Origin of the sequence: Mesorhizobium sp. WSM3866 (assembly GCF_002294795.1) — a bacterium.
Lineage (GTDB): Bacteria > Pseudomonadota > Alphaproteobacteria > Rhizobiales > Rhizobiaceae > Mesorhizobium.
In genome coordinates this window covers 218,618-240,289 of the sequence record NZ_NSGC01000009.1, presented here as the reverse complement: position 1 = coordinate 240,289, position 21,672 = coordinate 218,618, and the positions used below count along the sequence as shown (strand labels likewise).

The window sequence follows — 21,672 nt, the reverse complement described above, 5'->3', positions numbered from 1 at the left end:
CAGTCATCAGCACTGGTGCCCCTGGGCAAGTGACCTGCCGCCGCTGCCTTTCAAAACTGAAGGGGTCATCATGAGCAGCAGCAGAAAATACTGGTCCACCGATCAGCTTCAAAGCGACATCACCTACTGGCGTCGGCAGGAAGCTTTCGCCGACGAGATGATCAAGAAGATTTGGGATCGATCCGGCTACCAGTCGCCGCGTTGGTCGCTCGCCAAGAACAAGGCTTTCATGAACAGGCGAGCATCCGAGGACTTCCTGGCACGCCGGCAGGTGCAAGCAACAGCGCCACATGAGCGCTGCGCGGTGCAATTGCCTCCCCCGCCACGGCCGCAGTTCATGCCATGAAAGTGCTCGACGACTTCGACTTCAGCACGCGCACCCTCGAAGCCAATGAAGAACTCGACGTGGTTGCGTGGGCCGAGAACAACGGCTGGATCGCGCGAAAGATGCAGTATCAGGGCCGCCATAGCTGCCCGGATCGCTTCTTCTTCGGCTACGGGCATATCATCCCGATCGAGATGAAGAAGCGCGGCAAGACGCGCTCGCGCGACGGCAAACTGTCGAAGGGTCAGGAGCAAGAGTTCAAGCGCTTGGCCGATGTCGGCGTGACCGTCCACGTCTTCTATACAGGCGCCGAAGCCATCGAGTTTCTGAAGACCAAGATGCTGCTCGTATGAACCATGCCTATCCGCTTTTCACCCACAACATCGAAGGGTAGTTAAATGACCGAAGATCAAATCAACAAGATGGTAGACCGTTTTCTGGCGTGGAGATTGCCGGAAGATTTCAGACCAGACGCCGGCATCAGCTTCAAGGCCGATTTTAACGAGCATACTGCTCATCCGATGAAGCATAGGCCGGTCGGCACCAATCTGTTTACTGCGGCGCAGGCAACGGAAATGGTTCAGCACATGGTTGCGGGGCAGTCGTTCGCGATGGTGGATGCGTTGAAGTTTTACGCCGATCCTGAAAATTGGATCGACACGCCATCGTGGGATGGTGATCCCTCATACATCACGCCAAAGGCTATACCCGTTACGAAGGAGCAAGACGGCAGTCGGCCCTGTGATTGTGGAGACGTAGCCCGTGCCGCCCTCGCCGCCTCCTCCGATCTGATGGATAGCGACTATGCACGAGACGTGATGGACATCGTGCCGGTGAAGGCGGCGGCACGCAGCATGGAGGTTGAACGGCATATTGCCGAACCGTTCGTCCCCAACAGTGTCATCAAAGCCTTTGAGGATCGCTATAACCGGACCTTCGATCTGGCACCCTTCGACGGAGAATGGGGAAATACTCACCGATACAAGCACGATGGCGTTCAGCAGCGATGGGAAGGGTGGCGTGACAGCTACCTGACCCTTGCAAAGTTGGAGGGCTGACCGATGCCTCATCTCGACCCGGAATGGCTTAAGCAAAAGATCATCGAGGATGGCGATGAAGGTGAGATCGGTGCCGGATTTGAGTTGTTCCCACTGCCGGACGCCACCCCTGCACAGGCGGTGGCACCGACAGAGGGGATCGCCGCATGGCTGATTGAGGGCTTGGGGTGGAAGCGCGTCTTTATCGAAAGGGAAGCAGCCGAGCGGCTGGCTAACATCGATCACGGCGAACTGGTGCCTCTAGTTCCCGCCACCGCCCTCACCAGCCTCTCTGCGGAACGGGATGAGCTTAAAGCGTCGCGCGACAGATCGCTTGAAAGGTTGCTTGACGTAGCCAGGAAACTCGACGCCTCCGAAGCCGAAGCCTCAGACCTGCGCAGGAAGCTGGAGGAAGCGAGGAATGCCGGTGGACAGCAACCACTGACGCTCAAGCCCTGCGAGAAAGACCCGTATCGCTATTGCAACTGCGAGGGCTTCTATCCGGCGTGCCGTCAAGCGCCTGCAAGCAACGCGGGCGATTTCGTGGCAATGGTGAAAAGCGGTTAGACACGGTATGGACTTCGATTTCGACCTGTCGGACCTGCTCGCCGACGAGCCGCCGCCGTCGATCGGACACTATGGTGGCCCGTCGATCCGCCCGCGCTCCGACATGCGAGCGACGCAGCGGCTAATCTCCGACATCATCAAAGGTAGCTCCGCGAAGCTCGTCATCTCGGCCATGGGCTCGGGCAAGACCGGCGCCACGCTGGACGCGCTCTATGACCTGCTAAGCCGGTTCGAGGCGCAGCACGTCCTAGTCATCGCACCTTACTTCGTCGCGGCTAATACCTGGCCTGACGAGATCGGGGCATGGCAGCACACGCGAGCGCTTTCATATGCGGTGGCCGTGGGCGAGCCCGAGGAACGTGCTGCGGCCATCAAGCGCCGTGCCGAAATCACCACCATCAACTTCGAAAACCTTAGCTGGCTCGCGCAGCACATCCGCACAGTCGAGAACTGGTACTGGGACACAGTTGTCATCGACGAGTCGAGCCGGTTCAAGAGCGGCGAGGGCCGCACGAAGGCGACCAAGGTCAAGACCGTCAACGCGGCTGGCGAGATCACGATCCGCGTTCGCAAGGGCGGCAAGCAGACGCGCTTCGGGATCATGACGACCGCGCGGCGTAAGATAGGCCGCATCGTTGAACTGACCGGCACGCCGGCACCGCAGGGGCTCATAGACCTGTGGGGCCAGGCATATCTGCTCGATCAGGGGCAGCGCCTCGGCCGCGACAAGTCGGACTTCGAGCGCCGCTGGTTCGAGAAGGACCAGCGTACGCACACAGTCACGCCACGGTCATATGCCGAGAAGGAAATCCTCGAACGGCTGCACGACCTGCTTGTCACGATCCCGCAGGAAAAGGTCGTCCCTGATCCGCGCTTCATTCCGATGAAGGTGCGGCTGCCGGATCACGCAATGCGTGATTATCGGGAGTTCGAAAAAACACTTTTCAGTGAACCGTATGACGTTCAAGCGGTGTCCAACGGCGTGCTTGCGAACAAGCTTCTGCAATTCGCTAATGGTCATCTCTATAAGGAAGATCGCTCGGTCGTGCACATTCACGACGCCAAAATGGGCGCTCTCGAAGAACTCGTTGAGAGCGCTCAGGGGGAGAACCTTCTGGTTTTCTACAGCTTTAAGTTTGACAAGGACGCGATCCGCAAGCGCTACCCTCATGCGATCGTCGCAAATGAGAACAAGGACGCTGTGACCCTATGGAATCAGCGGAAAATCAAGATGCTGCTCGCTCATCCGGCATCTATCGGGCACGGCACGAATCTGCAATACGGAGGACACATCGCCGCCTGGTACGGTCTCACATTCTCGCTTGAGTTGTGGCTGCAGGCAAACGCTCGACTTCCGAGACCGGGACAGACTGAGCAAGTTTTGATATATCCGATCATCGCAGAAGGCACGTATGACGAGCGTGCGTTAACTATCCTCAACGCTAAGGATGCAACGCAGGACCGTATTATCAGAAATTTCACGCTCCACACTTGACTTTCACTTTTAATGTGCACATTTCTCGACTCAGATGCAGTGGGCGAAAGTGATTTGGCGGTACGAGAGTTGAGAAAAGGAGATTTGCTTGAAGGATATCGCACACCCTGATTTTGCTCGCCGCCTGGAACAGGCCTGCGATGGCAATCCAGATGTACCGCCCCTGAACTACGGCCGCCTCGGCTGGTTCGTCGAAAGACTCGCTCAGCACGGCGTTGAAGTCGCCGCAGAGACTGTTCGCAAATGGTTTGCCGGTGAGACGCTTCCGCGCCGCGCGCCGCAGACGGCCCTGGCTAAGATACTGAAGGTCGATGCGGGCTGGCTTGCAGCCGGCACTTCGCCCGAGTTGAGCGAGGTTCAGCGCAAAACTCGAAACGTCGTCGCTGGCGGCGCTGTCAATGTCGTGGCCGGCTTCATTCAGATGGATGGTGGCCACCCGTCCTTCCCCGAAGACACAGACCAGGTTGCGAAAGACAACAACGTTAACCTGTACGCCATCATCCGTGGGGCTCACTACCGCTTGCACGTGACGCCGATCGTCGGTGAACGCGAGTATTTCCTCATTCCGCCCGAGACGCGGAACGGCACCGTCACGCTTGGTGTGATCCCGATGCCGGATTTCCAAGTCGTCATCTACGAACTCGACTGGCCGACGATCGAGAAGGTGGGAACGCGCAAGGCAAACGGCTACGAGGTTCGCATGGCAGACATTGAGTCGTTTAGGGTTATCCGCACGTTCGCCGAGCGGCTTTGATCATTGCGGCGACAGGGCACCGGCCGCCCAAGCTCGGCGGATACGGGGAAGACGTTCGCGTGGCGCTGCGCATACTGGCCATGAACTACCTGGCAGCCGAACTGCCCGAGCAGGCGGTCAGCGGCATGGCGCTCGGGTGGGACGAAGCCTTCGCGGAGGGTGCTGTTGAACTCGGCATTCCGCTCATCGCGGCCGTGCCTTTCAAGGGGCACGATTCGCGGTGGCCGCCCGAGAGCCGGCGACGGCTCGAAGCGCTCCTGTCCAAGGCCGCGTCCGTCTACGTCGTCAGCGATATTCCTGGCAGCCGCGCAATGCAGAAGCGCAACGAGTGGATGGTGGACCGAGCGAACAAGATGTGCGCTCTTTGGGACGGCTCATGGGGCGGCACTTTCAACTGCCTCAAATATGCCAAGAAGGTGGACCGCCCTTTCGACAATCTTTGGCCGAGATGGGAGAACGATCTGAGCAGCCTGTTAGGCTAGCAGCGCCGTCAGGTCATTCGAATTGCGCTCGGTCAGGTAATTGCTCCACCACTCCATCATCTTCACGCGATCGGCCCAATATTCTGAGCGATTGTAAGCGGATCGCACTTTGTCGCCGTGGACGTGAGCAAGCTGCCGTTCGATCGCGTCGGGGCTCCATAGACCGGACTCGTTGAGCACCGTTGAGGCCGTCGACCGGAAGCCGTGGATGGTCAGGCGACTATGGTAGCCGAGGCGGTAGAGCGCGAAGATCATCGTGTTTTGGCTGATCGGCTTCTGACCGCCAGCGCCGGGCACGATCCAGTCAGAGTCGCCAGCAATGGTTTTCAGTTCGGCCAGGATTGCCTTGCTCTGCCTGGTCAGCGGAACCTTGTGGTCGCGAGACATCTTCATGCGCTCGGCGTCGATCAACCAGTGGTCATCCTTGATCTCGCTCCACTTGCCGAAGCGAAGCTCGTTGGTGCGCAGCATCGTGTGCATGATCAGTTCGATGGCCAGGCGCGTCTGTCGCTCACCGTCATAGGCTTGCAGCTTCGTCATGAACTCGCCGATCTGATCGGCTTCGAGCGCGGCCATGTGCTTGACCTTCGGCTGCGCCTTCAACGCGTCTACCAGATCGGCAGCAGGATCGCGGTCGGCGCGCTCCGTTGCGATAGCGTAGCGGAAGACCTTGCTGATTGACTGGCGGATGCGCTTGGTCACGTCGAGCGCACCGCGCTTCTCAACCTCGCGCAGCACTTCGAGGATTTTCGCAGCCTGGATGTCGCGGCAGCGCATCTTTCCGATCGCCGGGAACACGTCGTTCTCGAAGCGACCGAGCACGCGCTGATAATGCTCGGCAACCCACGCCGGCTTCTGTGCTTCGAGCCATTCGCGGGCAACCGTTTCGAAGCCGTCTAGGCCACCCATGATCGCGGCTACCTTGTGCTCGGCGGGGTCTTTGCCGGCCTTCAAGGTCCGCTTGTTGGCATCGAGCAAAGCCCTCGCCTGCGCAAGCGAGACGCCCGGATACTCGCCCAACGAGAGCAGCTTCTGTTTTCCGTCGAAGCGATAACTCATGCGCCAGTATTTGCCACCGGCCGGCGTTACCGCGAGAAAGAGACCGCCGCCGTCTGCGAACTTGGACGGCGATCCGTCTGCTTTAGGCTTGGCGTTGCGGCACTGGATGTCGGTCAAAGGCATGATAGAACCTACGCAACTGTGGACTCGCGAGACGGCCAACATACCCACAAATGACTCCGCATCAAGGGATGCATTGGGACGTATCGGGACACTGCGCGAGGGTGCCCCATTGATTTCATTGACTTTTTTGATCGTCAAGGAGGGGGCTGGTAGCGGAGGAGGGACTTGAACCCCCGACCCCAGGATTATGATTCCCGTGCTCTAACCAACTGAGCTACTCCGCCAGGAGCGGCGAAGAGGCTCGAAGAACCACACCGGTCGTGGGCAATTCGAGGCGTTCGCCAAGGTCGCGCGGATATAAGGTTGGCAGGGCAAAGCTGTCAAGCCGCACGCATCAGCATAATCTCATCCCGGAAAAGCCGCGCCGGGCAGACGCTGAAGCGCATGCATCGGGGTTGAGTTCGACGGGGCACGTCGCTATGTCTCGGCCACGAAATTCTAGAGTTTGAACGAATGAAGCCGCGCATCGCCGTCCTCGGTTGCGGATACTGGGGCAGCAACCACATCCGCACCCTCAAGGCGCTTGGCGCGCTCCATGCCGTTTCCGACGTCAACCGTGCCCGCGCCGAAGGCTTTGCCAGCGAGCAGGACTGCCTGGCGATCGGGCCGGACCAGTTGTTCGAGCGCGCCGATGTCGACGCCATTGTCATGGCGCTGCCGCCGCAGTTCCATGCCGACATGGCGCTGCGCGCCATCGAGGGCGGCAAGGACGTGCTGGTGGAGAAGCCGATCGCGCTGACGGTCGCGGACGCCGAGCGTTCGGTGCAGGCCGCCAGGAACAATGGCTGCGTCTTCATGGTGGGTCACGTGCTGCGCTTCCACCCCGCCTTCGAAACGCTGAAGGCGCTGATCGACAATGGCGAGCTTGGTGAGGTGCGCTACATCCACTCGCACCGGCTCGGCCTTGGCAAGTTCCACACCGAGAACGACGCGCTCTGGGACCTTGCGCCGCATGACCTCTCGATGATCCTCGCCATCACCGGCACCGAGCCGATCGAGGTCAGGGGCGAGGGCGCGGCACTGCTCGACAACCTCAGCGACTTCGCGCATCTGCACATGCGCTTTCCGAACGGCGTGCGCAGCCATCTCTTCGCTTCTCGTCTCAATCCCTATCGCGAGCGCCGGCTGACCGTGGTCGGAACCAAGGCGATGGCGGTGTTCGACGATGTCGAGCCGTGGGAGCGCAAGCTTGCCGTCTACAGGCACGCTGTCTGGCAGGACAGCGGCCAGTGGGCGTTCACCGCCAACGAGCCTTCCTACGTTGCGGTCGGCGAAGGCATGCCGCTGACGCGCGAGCTCGCCCACTTCATGCAGTGCATCGAGACGCGCGCCGAACCCCGCACCGACGGCGAGGAAGCGATCCGGGTGCTGCGCATCCTGACGGCTGGGACGGTGGCGCATAGCGGGTCGCCCGCTTAAGGCGCGACCACAAAAGGAATCCTGAGGCAAAGCGCCCGATTGAAGGCGTGGGTTACTCGGCGGGGACGTGCGCGGGCTGCTGCGCAAGCCTGGACAGCATCGCCTCGGCCTCGGCGCCGCGCTCGGAGCGCTCGATAAAGCCGCCGCCATAGACTCGCGCCTCATCGCCGTCATCGGAATAGAGCACGCAGGCCTGTCCGGGCGCGATGCCGGATTCGCCGTCGACCAGCTCGACCGAGGTCACGCCGTCGCGGTGATGCAGCACGGCCGGGCGCGGCGGCCGGGTCGAACGGACTTTTGCGAAAAGCTCGATCCCGCCGGCCGGAACGTCGGAGAGCGGGCCGTCGCCGAGCCAGTTCATGGCGCGCAGGTAGATCCTGTGCGTCTCCAGCGCCTCGCGCGGGCCGACAATGACGCGGGCGCGGTCGGCGTCGAGATGGACGACATAGAGCGGCTCGCCCGAAGCGATGCCGATGCCGCGGCGCTGGCCGATCGTGTAGCGCAAGATGCCTTCGTGACGCCCGAGCACGCGACCGTCGATATGGACAATATCGCCCGGATTGGCGGCCGCCGGCTTCAGCTTGGCGATAATGTCGGAGTACTTGCCCTGCGGCACGAAGCAGATGTCCTGGCTGTCCTGCTTGGCGGCGACCGTCAGCCCCATCTCCTCGGCGATCGCCCGCACCTGCGGCTTGGGAAGTCCGCCGAGCGGGAAGCGCAGATAGTCGATCTGCGCCTGGGTCGTGGCGAACAGGAAATAGCTCTGGTCGCGGTCTGCATCGACCGGCCTGTAGAGCGCGCGATGCGCGCCATTGGCGCGCGAGCGGATGTAATGGCCCGTGGCCAAAGCATCGGCGCCGAGATCCTGGGCGGTGGCCAAAAGGTCCGCGAACTTGACCGTCTGGTTGCAGGACACGCAGGGGATGGGCGTCTCGCCGGCGACGTAGCTCTCGGCGAAGGGATCGATGACAGCCTTGCGGAAGCGCTCTTCATAGTCGAGCACGTAATGCGGGATGCCGAGCGTCTCGGAAACGCGGCGGGCATCGTCGATGTCCTGGCCGGCGCAGCAGGAACCGGCGCGGTGCGTTGCCGCGCCGTGGTCGTAAAGCTGCAGGGTGACGCCGACGACATCATAGCCTTCGCGCTTCAGGATGCCGGCAACGACCGATGAATCGACGCCGCCCGACATCGCGACGACGACGCGGGTGTCTTCTGGGCGTCCGGGAAGATCGAGGCTGTTCATGGTTCTTTCAATCTGCGTGGCGCTGGCTGCCAATGGCCGGAATATAGGTCAAGCATCCCGGCGGCGCCAGCTTGGCTCCTCAAGCGATTTTATCGGGCAAAATCAGGGCCGGACCGCGATTATCTCAAATGCCGAACGAAAACCTAACGCGACGTTCACGATCCTTACCTAGTCATTAGGCTTCGCTTAGGCAATTTTTAAAGCTGTGGCGGTATGGTGGCGGGGATTGGGTCTTTGAGTTTTTAGTAGAGAGTACGATGACCGATCTGGTTAGACCTAGAGTCAAATATGTTATCGGGCCCGACGGCAGCCCTCTCACGATAGCCGATCTACCGCCGACGAATACACGGCGCTGGGTTATCCGGCGCAAGGCGGAAGTGGTCGCGGCGGTCCGCGGCGGACTGCTCAGCCTGGAAGAGGCCTGCCAACGCTACAAGCTGACCACCGAGGAGTTTCTCTCCTGGCAGGCATCGATCGACGAATATGGCCTTGCCGGGCTGCGCACGACGCGGATCCAGCAGTACCGGCACTAGGCCAGCGCCGGAACCCAAAGAAGGGCGCGGAACTCCGCGCCCTTTTGCTTCCGGGATCTGCGCTGATCAAACCGTCAGCACAACCTTGCCGATCGGTCGGGTGGCGAGGAAGGCATGGGCGGCACCCGCCTGGTTCAGCGGAAAAGCCTTCGCCACGTGCACGGCGAGCTTCCTGGCATCGACTAGCCTGGCGAGTTCCACCAGCCCCTCGCGATCCGGCACCACCGACATGCGCTCGACGCGGATGTTGCGCTCCCCGGCCTTGACCCTTGTCGCATCGTGGACGTTGAGCAGCGACACCAGCACGCCGCCTTCGCGCAGCACTTTCAGCGACCGGTCGGCATGGTCGCCGCCCATGGCGTCCAGCACTAGATCGATATCGCGGACCTGTTCGGTGAAATCGCCTTTGGTGTAGTCGACGACCTCATCGGCGCCGATCGAGCGGACGTAATCAAGCTTGTCCGGGCTCGCAGTGGCGATGACCCAGGCGCCGCGCGCCTTGGCTATCTGCACGGCAAGATGGCCGACGCCGCCGGCGCCGGCGTGGATCAGGACGCGCTGGCCGGATTGCAAACCGCCGTGGCGGACGAGACCCTGCCAGGCGGTCAGCCCGGCCAGCGGCAGCGCCGCGGCTTGGGCATGGTCGATGGCGGCAGGCTTGGCTGCGATCTCGTCCACCGGCGTGGCGACGAACTCGGCATAGGCGGCGGCCTGCTTGGGGAAGCGCGGCATGCCGAAGACCGCATCGCCGACCTTGAAGGCGGTCACGCCGGTGCCCAGCGCCTCGACGGTGCCCGAGATATCCCAGCCAATGAAAGGTGGTTCGCCGATGAGAGGGAAGTAGCCGGCGCGCACCGCGCCATCGACCGGGTTGATGCCCGCGGCCTTGACGCGGACCAGAACTTCGCTGGCCTTGGGCGAGGGGGCCGGCTGTTCGGCGACGAAAAGGACGTCGGGTTCGCCAACGGAATTCTGGGTAACGGCACGCATTGGATGCTCTCCTGCTTGATTGCTGCCGCTATCATTTGGATAGTAACAATCGCTTGTCTAGTATGCACCTTTCGGATATATAGATACCTCATGGATAGTGAAGACAGCGGTTCCTTTGGCTACGATGCATTCCGGCGCACATGCCCGTCGCATACGGTGCTCGAAATGCTGGCCAGCAAATGGGTCTATCTGACGGTTTGCGCGTTGCGGCGCGGCCGCCTGCGCAATGGCGAGCTCGCCCGCAAGCTGGAAGGCATCACGCCGAAAATGCTGACGCAGACGCTGCGCGTGCTGGAGCGCGACGGGCTCGTCCGGCGCGAGGTCTATCCGGTCATACCGCCGAGGGTCGAGTATGAATTGACGGAGCTCGGCCAGAACCTTGCGGGACTTCTCAGCCAGATCAGGTCCTGGGCGGAAGAGCATGCCCCCGACATCAAGGAAGCCCGAGCGCGGGCATCGGTGGACCATCAGGATGATGAAACGGCGATGCTGCCCTAAGCCGGAGGCCGGGCTTTTTCGGCTCGTGGTTCGAAACGGCGATCAGGCAGCGCTCCGAGGGATCAATTGCGCTCGGCGGTCAGCCGATCATGGCGCTGCGGCCGCCCACTTCCGCGTCGCGGATCTTGCTGTCGCGCGATTCCAGCATCTCCGCCTTGGAAAGCTCCGCTTCAGCTTCGCCGAGTAATGATTCGGCCATGGTTCGCTGCTGGGCGAGATCGTTCTGCGAGTTCCTGAGGTTGTCGCGGCGCAGTCGTGCCGCCTTGGCGAAGGTCGGATAGGCAAAATGATTGATGTCGGTGATGCCGGCTTTTTTCTCTTCAGCGACGATTTGCGCCTCCAACTCGACGGCCATGCGTTCGAATTCGGCGATCATCATGTCCAGCTGCAACAGCTGGCGCCGCTTCTCATTCACCTGAAACTGCTTCAGCCGAACGAGGTTTTCACGTGACTTCATGACTCGGTACTCCGCAAAACGCACACCTGCATATCGTCCCATCGACCTCGAAAGGCCTACGCGTCGCCCGTTTCCACCGGCTTTCCCCGCTCTATGGGAAACAAAGCCCTAAAGATTTTTGCCGGCGGTAACCATTCGTTTACGGGCATTGTTAATCATACGGGCGAGGACTTAAGGCCGGGTAAAAATTCCGGACAGCGGCAGGAAGCGCGGCCTGCGAGTCTCTGGAGTCACTTAGGCTTGCTTATTAATGTGGTACATGAGCGATTTGGGTCCACGATTCGTTATTAGATTCAAGTGGGTGTAGAAAGGGGTTAAAAAATCTGATATCGTGACCGACACGAAATTAGGATTTGTTAACCAGTCGGTGGCACCTTCTGTTCAGGCAATCACTGCTCCGGGTTCGGGACGGGTCGTGACGCGACTCGGCGGCAGAAAAGGGGAATGAAATGCGTGTTCTGCTGATTGAAGACGACAGTGCAACCGCACAGAGCATCGAGTTGATGCTGAAATCGGAAAGCTTCAACGTCTATACGACCGACCTTGGCGAAGAAGGGGTCGATCTCGGCAAGCTCTACGATTACGACATCATCCTCCTCGATCTTAACCTGCCCGACATGTCGGGCTACGAGGTGCTGCGCACGCTTCGCCTCTCCAAGGTCAAGACGCCGATCCTGATCCTCTCCGGCATGGCCGGCATCGAGGATAAGGTGCGCGGCCTCGGCTTCGGCGCCGACGACTATATGACCAAGCCTTTCCACAAGGACGAGCTGGTGGCGCGCATCCACGCCATCGTGCGCCGCTCCAAGGGCCACGCCCAGTCGGTCATCACCACCGGCGACCTGGTGGTCAATCTCGACGCCAAGACGGTCGAGGTGGGCGGCCAGCGCGTGCACCTGACCGGCAAGGAATATCAGATGCTTGAGCTGCTCTCGCTGCGCAAGGGCACGACCCTTACCAAGGAAATGTTCCTCAACCACCTCTATGGCGGCATGGACGAGCCGGAACTGAAGATCATCGACGTCTTCATCTGCAAGCTGCGCAAGAAGCTCGACGCAGCGTCCGGCGGCCAGAATTACATCGAGACGGTGTGGGGCCGCGGCTATGTGCTGCGTGAGCCGGAAGACATCCGCGTCAGCGCCTGATCCTCTGCCAATTCACACAAAAACCCGGCTCAGGCCGGGTTTTTGTTTGGGGTGTCGAAAAGCTCAGGCCGCGATTTTCAGGAAGCGGAAGCTCTCGAGCAACTGCGCGCGGTTGAAGGGCTTCAGCAGGTAACCCTGGGCGCCGGCACGTTTCGCTCGCATGATCGAGCCGACATCGACTTCGACGAGCGAGACCAGGATCTGCGGCTTGACGCGGTTTTCGATGGCACGGATGCGGCGAATGAGGTCGACCGCCTGCATATCCGGCAGGCCGCCGTCGACAACAATGACATCGGGCATGTCGCCGGAGCAGATCTCGATCGCATCAAGCCCGCTGGCCGCCTCGAAGACCACGATGTCCGAGCCGCCAAGGATACGCTTCGCGACCTTCCTGATGACGCTCGAGTCGTCCACGAACAGGCAGCGTTTCATTTCCGGGTCCTCTTTGCCATCTGCCGAACCGGCAATCCGGTAACCGTGAGGCACCCTAGAACAATCTGGTAAAGAAGCCGAAAAGCGGTTAGGTAAAGTTTTTCCAAAGAACCGCTTTGCGCGGTTTTGGCCTGCGATGCATTGCAGTGCCAGGCGGCAGGCAATGCTTCGATCGCACCGCCAGCTGCAAGATCAGTGACAATGGATACTTGACCTGTTCTTGGCTGTCGCCTCAGGCCGCCGACAACACGATCTCATCGGCCGTCGCATGGATCGAGATCGTCATGTTCGCCTCGCGCGCCAGAAGCAGCGTGTAATAAGGCTGGACCGAGTGGGCGTCGATCGGCTCCTCGGGCTTGTGGCCCGAATGCAGCTCGAGGAATTTCGGCGGCACCCGCAGCATGGGGCCGCTCGCCGACAGCGAGAAACGCGGTTCGGTCTCGAGGTTCTCCAGCGTGACAACCATCCTGCCGCCACGCGGTATGGCGGCATTGGCGACAAGAATGAGATTGAGCAGAAGCTTGACCTTGTTCTTGGGCAGCAGCGCGCGGGCGCCGTTCCAGACAAGTTCCGGCTTCTCGTTCTTCAGGAAGGCAATGGCCACGGCCTCGGCGTCGCCGGTATCGATCATCATGCCGGCGGAGCCCGCGGCGCCGAAGGCGATGCGGGCAAACTGCAGCCGCGCCGAGGCGTTCCTGGCGCTCTGGCGAATCAGCTTCATGGCGTCTTCGTCGGCGCCGCCTTCATCGAGCAGTTCGAGGCCGTTGTTTATGGCGCCGACCGGCGAAATGATGTCGTGGCATACGCGGCTGCACAAAAGCGCAGCCAGATCGGGGGCGGAGAGGGTGAAGAGCTCGGCCATCGGAGAAATCCCTGCTGGTTCACATGTCATGGCCGAACGTTGTCGCGCCCGCTACGCGAATCACGCTCTTTTCCAAGGCCTTCTGAATACACAGCGTCCGTCCATGCATCAACAAATCCACAGCTGCGGACAGCGAAAATGGTCCTGATGCCGCGAAATTGAGGCTGATAGAGATCGTGTCAGGCTCTTCAGCCCTCGAACCGCCATCTTCCTGCGCCAGCTTAATGGTTGAAAAAGGATTACGGCATAGTTTGCCTGTAACAGTCATCTCGAAACGGCCGCCAAGAGCCGTAGGGATACGAGGCGTCGGCGAAAGTGCTCCCTGACGGAGATTGGAAGCATGTTTTCCCGATTCTTTGACCGGATGTTCGTCCGCGTCCTCACCATGACGATCGCCCTCTCGGGTGCTCTCATCCTCTCAACCTCGGCGTCGCGGGCCCAGGAATACACCGCGCAAGAGATTGTCGATTCCGGCCACAAGTTCTTCGGCGCGACGTCGGGAGGCCTCGCCACCGTGGTCGAAAAGGTGTTCGCGTCCTACGGCCTGCCAAACGGTTATCTGCTCGGCGAGGAGGGATCCGGCGCGCTGATCGGCGGCCTGACCTATGGCGAGGGCACGCTGTACACCAAGAACGCCGGCGACCATAAGGTGTTCTGGCAAGGCCCATCGCTCGGCTGGGATTTCGGCGGCGAAGGCTCGCGCGTGATGATGCTGGTCTACAATCTCGACGATATCAGCAGCCTCTACAACCGCTTCGGCGGCGTCGCCGGATCGGCTTATGTCGTGGCGGGCGTCGGCTTCAACGTGCTGCAAAGCAACAGAGTGCTGCTCGTTCCGATCCGCACCGGGGTCGGTGCCCGGCTCGGCGTCAATCTCGGCTATCTGAAGCTGACCGAGCGGGCGACGTGGAATCCGTTCTGACCGGACAGGATTGCCACAGCCGCTCGGATAAGACTGATCGTGCCGCGGCGTGCTCTTGCCGCGGCGCTGGATTTCCGCCATGCCAAGGTGGCACAGTCGGCATGGCGGGTTGCCGCCTCGCATACGGATAGTCCACCTTGGTCCAGTCGATCCTGTTCTTCGCACTCGGCTTCCTCTGCGCGGCCTTTCTGGTGTCGCTGATCGCGCCGGCCGTCTGGCGGCGGGCCGTCGTGTTGACACGCCGGCGCCTTGAGGCCTCGATGCCGCTGACGCCTGCCGAGATGCTGGCCGAGAAGGACCGTATCCGCGCCGAGTTCGCCATGAACACGCGCCGACTCGAGATGAACATCAAAAATCTGAAGGAAAAGATGGCCGAGCAACTGGTCGAGATCGGCCGCGCCCAGGAGGCCCTGAAGGGACTGGCGGTCGAGAAGAAGGACAAGACTCAGGCGCTTTCCGATCTGCAGGCCAAGAACGCGGAGCTCAGGCTGCGCGAGGAAGAGTTGCACAAGCTTACAGAAAAGCTGGCGCAGGCGGAGCGCTCGCTGGAGAAGCGCGCGCTGGAGCTGCAAAAGCTCGAGCAGATGTATGACGAAGCCAGCTTTTCTTCCTCAAACCGCCAGATCGAGCTCGTCGCCCGCGAATCGGAACTGGACAAGCTTGCCAATGACATTGCGGTGCTGCGCAGCCAGCGCAAGGAAGCGGACCGGCGCAATCAGGAACTGGCAGCGGAAAGCAAAGCCGCCAGGGACGCGCTCAAGGCGGAGAAGAAGCGGACGGCCGAGCTGGACAAGAAGGTCGAACGGCTGCTTGCAACGCTTGCCGACCGCGAGGAAAAGCTGGACAGGCGCGAAAAGGAGCTTGCGCGGATGCGCGAACGCCCAAGCAAAGATCATGCGGTAAATGGCGGAACGCATAAGGCCGACGAAGTCCAAGGGATCGACAATGCCATCGCCAAGCTCGAAGGCGATCGCGAGCGGCTGGAGGCGCGGCTGACGGCGCTTGCGCGGGAGAACAAGCGGCTCAAGACCGATCTTGCCGCGCTGGAAACGGCACAGCCCGAACAGGCAGCCGAGGCACCGCGCGCCGGTGCGGCGCTTCGCGAACAAATGAACGAACTGGCCGCCGAGGTCGTCAACCTGACGATGAGGCTGGAAGGGCCGGATTCGCCGATCGCCAAGGCCTTGGCGACCCCTCGCGACGAGCGGCAAGATATTGGCGAGCGCGGCATCAGCCTCGCGGACCGTGTCAGGGCCTTGCAGAAGGCCAACGCAAGCAACTGATCCGAATGCCGTGGCGAGCGGAGCGTCTTGGTCGCTGCGCCGCTATCGTTTCGAGAAGTGATGCAGGGCAATGGCCGATGCGGCTGCAACGTTCAGGCTGTCGAATCCCTCCGCCATGCCGATCCGTACGGTCCGCAGGCGACTGAGCAGGGTCTCGGGCAGGCCTTCGCCTTCCGTGCCGAGATAGAGGGCCAGCCGAGACGTTCTTTCCGCAGCACGGATGTCCGTTTCGCCGCGCGGCGAGAGCGCGAACTGGCCGAAGCCCATCCGGTCAAGCGTTGCGGTCAAGCTCATCGCATTGTCGAAGGAGCCGAAGGGCACCTTCAGCGCCGCGCCGACCGAAACGCGGATCGCCTTGCGGTAAAGCGGATCACAGCAGGTGGGATCGAGAAGCACGGCGTCCGCGCCAAAGGCTGCGGCGTTGCGGAAGATCGAGCCCATATTGTCATGATTGGATATGCCGACCAGAACCACGACCAACGCGCTTGCCGGCAAGGTTTCGAGCAGCACCTCGGCCGATTGAGGAGAGCCCCGAACGCCAATCGCCAATACGCCGCGATGCATGTGGAAGCCGGCGATCCGGTCCATGACGTCGCCGTTTACGACATAGATCGGGAGGTCGGCTGGCGCCTTGCGCAAGACACCTTCGAGGCCCGCCCGCCTGTTCTCCAGAATGAGGGCCGATTCCGCCGCGAAGCGTCCGGCCGACAGCAGAAGATCCAGCACCACCTTGCCTTCGGCGACGAAGCGCCCATGTCGTCCGACGAGATCGCGCTCGCGGATATCGAGATAGGCGGCGACACGCGGATCCTGCGGGTCGTCGACAGGGATGAGGTTCATAGAAATCTCGCCGGCGAACGGTCGTCAGCAAGGTAAGGGGCTTTGCAGAGCCCGGGTCAAGTCCCGGCGCGGCGCATCCTGTAGGCCATCTGAGACAGGTCGCCGTCGCCGAAAATGCCTTCCAGCGTGCGAAGCAGCTCGCGCACTGCGTCGGAGTTGCAGGAATAATAGATCATCTGGCGATCGCGACGGGTCTCGACGATATCAAGCGCTCTCAGCTTGGCCAAATGCTGCGACAGAGCGGACTGGCTCAACTGGACTTTCTCGGCGATGGCGCCGACGGACATTTCGCCCTCGATCAGATAGCTGACGATCAGCAGCCGCTTTTCATTGCCCATGAGCGTCAGAAACGCGGCAGCCGATTCGGCGTTGGCGACTAGCTTGCTTGAGATCATGGATCCCCCATGTTTTCTGGCTCATCCAGCTGCCATGGGGGCAATGGCGGCTGATTTCCACGATATTCAGGTCAGGGAGCGCCGCTGAATCGGCGCTGCAACAAAAGGTAGATCATTTTACCTAAATCTCAAGAGTTGCTTTCGATCCGGGACGATTAACTTTCGCTACTGTGCCCGGCCTGCGGCGCGCCCGGCCCTGGCCATCTCGACCAGCACGGACCGCAACTCGCCGGCAGTGCCGAGAGGCCGAGGGAAGAAGACCCTGCAGGTGGCATCCGGAGAAGCCAGATCCATGCCGTCCGCATCGAAACCCGTAGCGATCCAGCCATCGCCTTCGGCCCGGCCGAAATGGCGCGCATAAATGCAAAGCGCATCGCGATGGTCGGCATTCATGTGGTCCAGGGCCGACTGTTCGCTGGCCGCCAGCTCCTCGACGATCGGGCCGCCGGCGATCAGGTCGGCGCGATCCAGAAGATAGGCTTTGCCGAAGCCGCCATTGAGACTGGCGCGTTCAGGCTCGAGCCGGAATATCGAGAAGTCGCCGAGCCCGGCATAGAGTTTCGCCTTCGGATTGCGGTTGAGATAGCGCCGTTCGGCGCGGGCGTGACCCGCCGATCCGCGCTCCAACCGCAGCGCCTGGCATACAAGCGAGATGCGGGGTTGCGCGAGCGGATCGCCCTTGCCGGGTTCGCCGACGAGCAGCGAGCAGCGCGGGTCGGCGAGAAGCGCGCCGGTATGCGCCGACAGCATCGAGACCAGGATCAGCGGCGCGCCGTCGATGTCGGTCGCCACGCCGACCCGGCTTGCCAGCGGCGCCCCGGTGCCGGGCTCGATGGCCGCAAGCGCGCCGAAGCGGGCCGAGCGGACCAGAGTCTTCGCCAGCCTGACGGCCTCGGTGTCGGTCTCGCGGATGACATCCTTCCTGGTCTCGGTCACAGCGCTCACCGCGATAAGTTGATTTCTACTCTCCGGCTATCTGCCAAACAGGCCGGACCTGACAAGGGCTTCAATTTCAGTCTCGTCGATGCCGAAGCGTGCCAGCACAGCCGAAGGCCGGCGGTCGGCGACGGTCGGCGCCGCGGCAAGCGTCGAGGCGGCGTTGGAGAAGCGCGGCGCCGACGTCGGACGTTCGAGCTCGCCCGATCTTGCAAAATTTTGCCGGGCGCGGCTCTGCGGATGATCCCTGGCTTCGGTCAGCGACAGGACCGGAGCGACGCACGCGTCGGTCGGTCCAAACACCTCGGCCCACTCGTCGCGTGTCTTCGCTCTGATTCTCGCGGCAATGGCAGCGCGCATGTCGGGCCACGATGTCCTGTCATATTGACCGCCGACAAAACGCCGGTCGAGCGGCAACAATCGGGCGAACTCGGCAAAGAATTGCGGTTCGAGGCAGCCGATGGCGACATGCCGTCCGTCCGCCGCCTCGTAAACGTCGTAGAAGGGGGCCCCGGAATCGAGCAGGTTCTCACCGCGTCGCTCGCTCCAGAGGCCGGCCGCCATGAAGGCATGGATCGGAGCCGCGAGCATCGATGCACCCTCGACCATGGCGGCATCGATCACCTGACCTTTGCCGGTGCGCGAGCGCTGGAACAGGGCCGCCAGCACGCCGGCGATCAGCATCATGGCGCCGCCGCCCTGGTCGGCGACAAGGTTCAGCGGCGGCACAGGCGGCGCTCCCTGCCGGCCGACGGCATGCAGCAGGCCGGCATAGGCGAGGTAGGTGATGTCATGACCGGCGCGGCGCGATAGCGGCCCGTCCTGGCCGAAACCCGTGAGGCGGCCGTAGATCAGCGCAGGATTGCCTTCCAGCACGACATCAGGCCCGAGGCCCAGCCGCTCCATGACGCCTGGGCGAAAACCTTCGATGAGAACGTCGGCCTTTTCCGCAAGGCGCAGCAGAAGCTCCGCGCCGTCCGGCCGCTTCAGGTCGAGCCTGAGGATGGAGCGGCCGTGGCGGTCGAGGTTGTGGGCCTCGGGCAAGGACAGAAGCGGCTCTTTGGCGTCCGCCCGCTCGATGCGCAGGACGTCTGCGCCCATCTCCGACAGCATCAAGGCGGCGAGCGGCACCGGGCCGAGGCCCGCCATCTCGATCAGCCTGAGGCCAGCCAACGGCCCTGTCTTGTCGGCGGCTGTCGGCGGCGTGCTCATTCGCTTTTATTTGGGCGCCATGCGGATCGCGCCGTCGAGGCGGATGGTCTCGCCGTTCAGCATCTGGTTCTCGATGATGTGGAGCGCGAGTGCTGCATATTCCGAGGGCTCGCCGAGGCGAGGCGGGAAGGGGACCGAAGCGCCGAGCGAATCCTGCACCTCTTGCGGCATGCCGGCCATCATCGGAGTCCTGAAGATCCCTGGGGCGATGGTGCAGACGCGAATTCCTGAGCGCGCCAGGTCGCGCGCGACCGGCAATGTCATGCCGACGACGCCGCCCTTGGACGCCGAATAGGCAGCCTGGCCGATCTGGCCGTCATAGGCGGCGACCGACGCCGTGTTGACGATGACGCCGCGTTCGCCGCCGGCGAGCGGTTCGAGTTTCGCCGCCCGGTCGGCGACCAGGCGGATCATGTTGAAGGTGCCGATCAGGTTGATCTCGATCACCTTGCGGTACTGGTCCAGCGGGTGCGGGCCATCCTTGCCGACCGTCTTCACACCAATGGCAATGCCGGCGCAATTGACCAGGATGCGCGGTTCGCCGAGCTTTGCCGCCACTTCGGCGATCGCCGCGCTGCCACTGTCTGCGCTGCTGACATCGCATTGGACCGCGATGCCGCCGATATCGGCGGCAACCTTGGCCGAGCGATCGATGCCGATATCGAGTATCGCTATCTTGGCGCCCTTGGTGGCAAGGGCGCGCGCCGTCGCTTCGCCAAGGCCGGAGCCACCGCCAGTGACGATCGCGATCTGCCCGTTCGGGGTCATGCCGGCGTCCTCCCAGAATTTCGGATCATGCTACGAAGCGCGCTGCTGCGGCGCAACCTGAATGACCGGATCGATCGAGGACTGCGGATTGGCCGAGGCGCGGACCGCGACCTGGGCCAGGTCGGCAACCCTCGCCGTATCAGCATGACAGACCTCACCGACGAACCGGGCCACCGCGCCAAGCCTGATTTCGTGATGGAGCAGCCGGTCGAGATCGACCGGACGCGGCATGGTGATCTGCCCACGCGGGAAGCGCTTGAAGCCGAGCGGCCCGTAGTAGGGCTCGTCACCGACCAGCATGACGGCCGGCGCGCCGGCCTTCGCGGCGGCTTCGAGCGCGATCGCGACCAGCCTGCGGCCTATGCCGAGATTCTTGAAGGCGGGCCGGACGGCAAGCGGGCCAAGCATCATGGCGCGTCCGGCGCCTGCCGCCACGCGCGTCATGCGCACCGAGGCGATCACCGTCTCGTCCTTGACGGCGACAAAGGACATCGAGCGGTCGTGCCCGCCCGCCTCGCGGATCTTATAGGCGGCCAGCACGAAACGGCCCGGCCCGAAGGCCTCGTCGTTGATGGCTTCGATTTCAGGATCGTGCGCCGGGGTCTCCGGCAGATATTTCACGTCGGCAAGGCTCATGGTCTTTGCGTTCCGGTATGCGAGGAAAGGTTTGCTGCAAGCGGCAGCGTTCGCCAGTCAGCGCTTCATCAAGCGCGGGCGTCCTTTCGTCGTCGGTCGAACCGGATCGTGGCAAAGTCAAACATGGGCGCTTCCGCTAGCATCAATTGTTCCCGGCTGCAATCGGCCCTTTTCACCTTTCTTTTCGTCGTTTGACGAACTGTTCAGCGCCTGAGGGCTTCGACATTCCGGGTAAGCGCCTAGATGTCGTTGGAACCGCAGGGAGATTTCGCATGGGATTGCTGGTTGAAGGCAAATGGCAGGACCGCTCGACCGTTGCCGACAGCAGCGGCAGGTTCGTGCGTGCCGAAGCGCAATGGCGCGACTGGGTGGCGCGCGACGGTGCGCCGGCGCAAGGGCGCAAACGCGGTTTCAAGGGGGAGCCCGGGCGCTATCACCTTTACGTCTCGCTCGCCTGCCCCTGGGCGCACCGGACCTTGATCTTCCGCGTCTTGAAGAAGTTGGAAGACATCATCTCCGTCTCCGTGGTGCACCATTTCATGGGCGAGAACGGCTGGACCTTCACATCCGAGGACGGCGCAACCGGTGACACGCTCTACGGCCTCGACTTCCTGCACCAGATCTATGCCAAGGCCGATCGCGGCTATTCGGGCCGCGCGTCCGTACCGGTGCTGTGGGACAAAAGACAGGAAACCATCGTCAGCAACGAGTCGTCAGAAATCATCCGCATGCTCAATTCCGGCTTCGACGAATGGGGTGATGCGAGCCTGGACTTCTATCCGCGGGCGTTGCGTTCCGAGATCGACAGGATCAATGCGCTGGTCTATCCGGCGATCAACAACGGCGTCTATCGCGCCGGCTTCGCCACCTCGCAGGAATCCTATGAGGAAGCGTTCGGCGAGCTCTTCGCAGCACTCGACACGTTGGAAGAGCGGCTGTCAAAGCAGCGCTATCTTGTCGGCGAGCGGATCACCGAAGCTGACTGGCGTCTATTCACCACGCTGGTGCGCTTCGATCCGGTCTATGTCGGCCACTTCAAATGCAATCTGCGCCGGATCGCCGACTATCCGAACCTGTCGAACTATCTGCGCGACCTCTACCAGGTGCCCGGCGTGTCAGGCACGGTCAGCCTGCATCACATCAAGTCGCACTACTACGGCAGCCACAAATCGATCAATCCGACGGGGATAATCCCGGCGGGACCTAAACTCGACTATGCCGCACCACATGATCGCGGCCGGTTCAGGAAGGCGGCATGA

27 protein-coding genes and 1 tRNA gene are annotated in these 21,672 nt (G+C 62.0%); 14 read left to right on the top strand and 14 right to left on the bottom strand.

Annotated elements, in window-relative coordinates:
• Positions 1-70: 70 nt before the first annotated feature.
• From CK222_RS21490 to CK222_RS21460, 7 genes are all read left to right on the top strand, one after another.
• Positions 71-346 carry a hypothetical protein gene (locus CK222_RS21490; RefSeq protein ID WP_095801723.1) on the top strand — a complete coding sequence of 92 codons (276 nt, stop codon included), beginning with the start codon at positions 71-73 and terminating at the stop codon, positions 344-346.
• Positions 343-678, top strand: a complete 336-nt coding sequence (locus CK222_RS21485; protein WP_095801722.1) for a hypothetical protein — start codon at positions 343-345, stop codon at positions 676-678. Before CK222_RS21490 ends, CK222_RS21485 begins: the two co-directional genes overlap by 4 nt.
• A 45-nt stretch (positions 679-723) precedes the next feature.
• Positions 724-1,383 carry a hypothetical protein gene (locus CK222_RS32425; protein ID WP_176477691.1) on the top strand — a complete coding sequence of 220 codons (660 nt, stop codon included), beginning with the start codon at positions 724-726 and terminating at the stop codon, positions 1,381-1,383.
• A 3-nt stretch (positions 1,384-1,386) separates the two neighbouring features.
• Entirely contained in the window at positions 1,387-1,929 is a 543-nt protein-coding gene (locus CK222_RS21475; protein ID WP_095801721.1) for a hypothetical protein, read from the top strand.
• A gap of 7 nt (positions 1,930-1,936) precedes the next feature.
• Positions 1,937-3,424, top strand: coding sequence for a DEAD/DEAH box helicase (locus CK222_RS21470; protein WP_095801720.1), 1,488 nt, complete (start codon positions 1,937-1,939; stop codon positions 3,422-3,424).
• Positions 3,425-3,512: 88 nt separating this feature from the next.
• Positions 3,513-4,178 carry a hypothetical protein gene (locus CK222_RS21465; RefSeq protein WP_095801719.1) on the top strand — a complete coding sequence of 222 codons (666 nt, stop codon included), beginning with the start codon at positions 3,513-3,515 and terminating at the stop codon, positions 4,176-4,178.
• Positions 4,175-4,660 carry an SLOG family protein gene (locus CK222_RS21460; RefSeq protein ID WP_095801718.1) on the top strand — a complete coding sequence of 162 codons (486 nt, stop codon included), beginning with the start codon at positions 4,175-4,177 and terminating at the stop codon, positions 4,658-4,660. Before CK222_RS21465 ends, CK222_RS21460 begins: the two co-directional genes overlap by 4 nt.
• On the opposite strand, the gene CK222_RS21455 is transcribed toward CK222_RS21460, so the two are convergent.
• Together CK222_RS21455 and CK222_RS21450 are read right to left on the bottom strand one after the other, a co-directional pair.
• On the bottom strand, positions 4,652-5,980 hold the full coding sequence (locus CK222_RS21455) for an integrase arm-type DNA-binding domain-containing protein (RefSeq protein WP_210201937.1): 1,329 nt from the start codon (positions 5,978-5,980) through the stop codon (positions 4,652-4,654). The genes CK222_RS21460 and CK222_RS21455 overlap by 9 nt on opposite strands.
• Positions 5,981-5,989: 9 nt before the next feature.
• Positions 5,990-6,066: transfer RNA gene (locus CK222_RS21450), tRNA-Met, on the bottom strand.
• A gap of 229 nt (positions 6,067-6,295) precedes the next feature.
• Between CK222_RS21450 and CK222_RS21445 the strand changes: the two genes are divergently transcribed.
• A complete protein-coding gene (locus CK222_RS21445; RefSeq protein ID WP_066994138.1) occupies positions 6,296-7,261 on the top strand; it encodes a Gfo/Idh/MocA family oxidoreductase in 966 nt (321 codons plus the stop codon).
• Between the two features lie 52 nt (positions 7,262-7,313).
• On the opposite strand, the gene mnmA is transcribed toward CK222_RS21445, so the two are convergent.
• Positions 7,314-8,504 carry a tRNA 2-thiouridine(34) synthase MnmA gene (mnmA, locus tag CK222_RS21440; RefSeq protein WP_095781230.1) on the bottom strand — a complete coding sequence of 397 codons (1,191 nt, stop codon included), beginning with the start codon at positions 8,502-8,504 and terminating at the stop codon, positions 7,314-7,316.
• Positions 8,505-8,761: 257 nt separating this feature from the next.
• On the opposite strand from mnmA, the gene CK222_RS21435 reads away from it, so the two are divergent.
• Positions 8,762-9,037, top strand: coding sequence for a DUF1153 domain-containing protein (locus CK222_RS21435; RefSeq protein WP_006203587.1), 276 nt, complete (start codon positions 8,762-8,764; stop codon positions 9,035-9,037).
• 66 nt (positions 9,038-9,103) lie between these two features.
• Here the strand turns inward: CK222_RS21435 and CK222_RS21430 are convergent, their stop codons facing one another.
• A complete protein-coding gene (locus CK222_RS21430) occupies positions 9,104-10,027 on the bottom strand; it encodes an NADP-dependent oxidoreductase (protein ID WP_095801716.1) in 924 nt (307 codons plus the stop codon).
• Between the two features lie 90 nt (positions 10,028-10,117).
• On the opposite strand from CK222_RS21430, the gene CK222_RS21425 reads away from it, so the two are divergent.
• Positions 10,118-10,525, top strand: coding sequence for a helix-turn-helix domain-containing protein (locus CK222_RS21425; protein ID WP_095777256.1), 408 nt, complete (start codon positions 10,118-10,120; stop codon positions 10,523-10,525).
• Between the two features lie 79 nt (positions 10,526-10,604).
• On the opposite strand, the gene CK222_RS21420 is transcribed toward CK222_RS21425, so the two are convergent.
• Positions 10,605-10,982 carry a flagellar export protein FliJ gene (locus CK222_RS21420; RefSeq protein ID WP_095777257.1) on the bottom strand — a complete coding sequence of 126 codons (378 nt, stop codon included), beginning with the start codon at positions 10,980-10,982 and terminating at the stop codon, positions 10,605-10,607.
• A 449-nt stretch (positions 10,983-11,431) separates the two neighbouring features.
• On the opposite strand from CK222_RS21420, the gene ctrA reads away from it, so the two are divergent.
• The gene (gene ctrA, locus CK222_RS21415; protein WP_006203583.1) at positions 11,432-12,127 is read left to right on the top strand and encodes a cell cycle two-component system response regulator CtrA; all 696 of its coding nucleotides are present in this window, start codon (positions 11,432-11,434) and stop codon (positions 12,125-12,127) included.
• 63 nt (positions 12,128-12,190) lie between these two features.
• On the opposite strand, the gene CK222_RS21410 is transcribed toward ctrA, so the two are convergent.
• The 3 genes from CK222_RS21410 to CK222_RS31810 form a co-directional block, all read right to left on the bottom strand.
• Positions 12,191-12,559: a response regulator gene (locus CK222_RS21410; RefSeq protein WP_067326373.1), complete on the bottom strand. Its 369-nt coding sequence runs from the start codon at positions 12,557-12,559 to the stop codon at positions 12,191-12,193.
• A gap of 232 nt (positions 12,560-12,791) precedes the next feature.
• The gene (locus CK222_RS21405) at positions 12,792-13,421 is read right to left on the bottom strand and encodes a histidine phosphotransferase family protein (protein ID WP_095801715.1); all 630 of its coding nucleotides are present in this window, start codon (positions 13,419-13,421) and stop codon (positions 12,792-12,794) included.
• A 19-nt stretch (positions 13,422-13,440) separates the two neighbouring features.
• Positions 13,441-13,689: a hypothetical protein gene (locus tag CK222_RS31810; RefSeq protein ID WP_141247094.1), complete on the bottom strand. Its 249-nt coding sequence runs from the start codon at positions 13,687-13,689 to the stop codon at positions 13,441-13,443.
• A gap of 117 nt (positions 13,690-13,806) precedes the next feature.
• Between CK222_RS31810 and CK222_RS21400 the strand changes: the two genes are divergently transcribed.
• Together CK222_RS21400 and CK222_RS21395 are read left to right on the top strand one after the other, a co-directional pair.
• Positions 13,807-14,343: an EipA family protein gene (locus tag CK222_RS21400; RefSeq protein ID WP_245299591.1), complete on the top strand. Its 537-nt coding sequence runs from the start codon at positions 13,807-13,809 to the stop codon at positions 14,341-14,343.
• Between the two features lie 137 nt (positions 14,344-14,480).
• Positions 14,481-15,626 carry a hypothetical protein gene (locus CK222_RS21395; protein WP_095801714.1) on the top strand — a complete coding sequence of 382 codons (1,146 nt, stop codon included), beginning with the start codon at positions 14,481-14,483 and terminating at the stop codon, positions 15,624-15,626.
• A gap of 42 nt (positions 15,627-15,668) precedes the next feature.
• Here CK222_RS21395 and CK222_RS21390 read toward each other — a convergent pair whose 3' ends face one another.
• The 6 genes from CK222_RS21390 to CK222_RS21365 all read right to left on the bottom strand — a co-directional run bounded on the left by CK222_RS21390 (position 15,669) and on the right by CK222_RS21365 (position 20,413).
• Positions 15,669-16,466, bottom strand: a complete 798-nt coding sequence (locus CK222_RS21390; RefSeq protein WP_095801713.1) for an RNA methyltransferase — start codon at positions 16,464-16,466, stop codon at positions 15,669-15,671.
• 56 nt (positions 16,467-16,522) lie between these two features.
• A complete protein-coding gene (locus CK222_RS21385; protein WP_066994170.1) occupies positions 16,523-16,861 on the bottom strand; it encodes a metalloregulator ArsR/SmtB family transcription factor in 339 nt (112 codons plus the stop codon).
• Positions 16,862-17,026: 165 nt separating this feature from the next.
• Positions 17,027-17,797 carry a HugZ family protein gene (locus CK222_RS21380; RefSeq protein WP_095801712.1) on the bottom strand — a complete coding sequence of 257 codons (771 nt, stop codon included), beginning with the start codon at positions 17,795-17,797 and terminating at the stop codon, positions 17,027-17,029.
• Positions 17,798-17,833: 36 nt separating this feature from the next.
• The gene (locus tag CK222_RS21375) at positions 17,834-19,009 is read right to left on the bottom strand and encodes a CaiB/BaiF CoA-transferase family protein (protein WP_095801711.1); all 1,176 of its coding nucleotides are present in this window, start codon (positions 19,007-19,009) and stop codon (positions 17,834-17,836) included.
• A gap of 6 nt (positions 19,010-19,015) precedes the next feature.
• On the bottom strand, positions 19,016-19,777 hold the full coding sequence (locus CK222_RS21370; RefSeq protein ID WP_066994178.1) for a 3-hydroxyacyl-CoA dehydrogenase: 762 nt from the start codon (positions 19,775-19,777) through the stop codon (positions 19,016-19,018).
• A gap of 30 nt (positions 19,778-19,807) precedes the next feature.
• Positions 19,808-20,413 (bottom strand): N-acetyltransferase, encoded by a 606-nt coding sequence (locus CK222_RS21365; protein ID WP_095801710.1) that lies wholly within the window; start codon positions 20,411-20,413, stop codon positions 19,808-19,810.
• A 272-nt stretch (positions 20,414-20,685) separates the two neighbouring features.
• On the opposite strand from CK222_RS21365, the gene CK222_RS21360 reads away from it, so the two are divergent.
• Entirely contained in the window at positions 20,686-21,672 is a 987-nt protein-coding gene (locus CK222_RS21360; protein WP_095801709.1) for a glutathione S-transferase family protein, read from the top strand.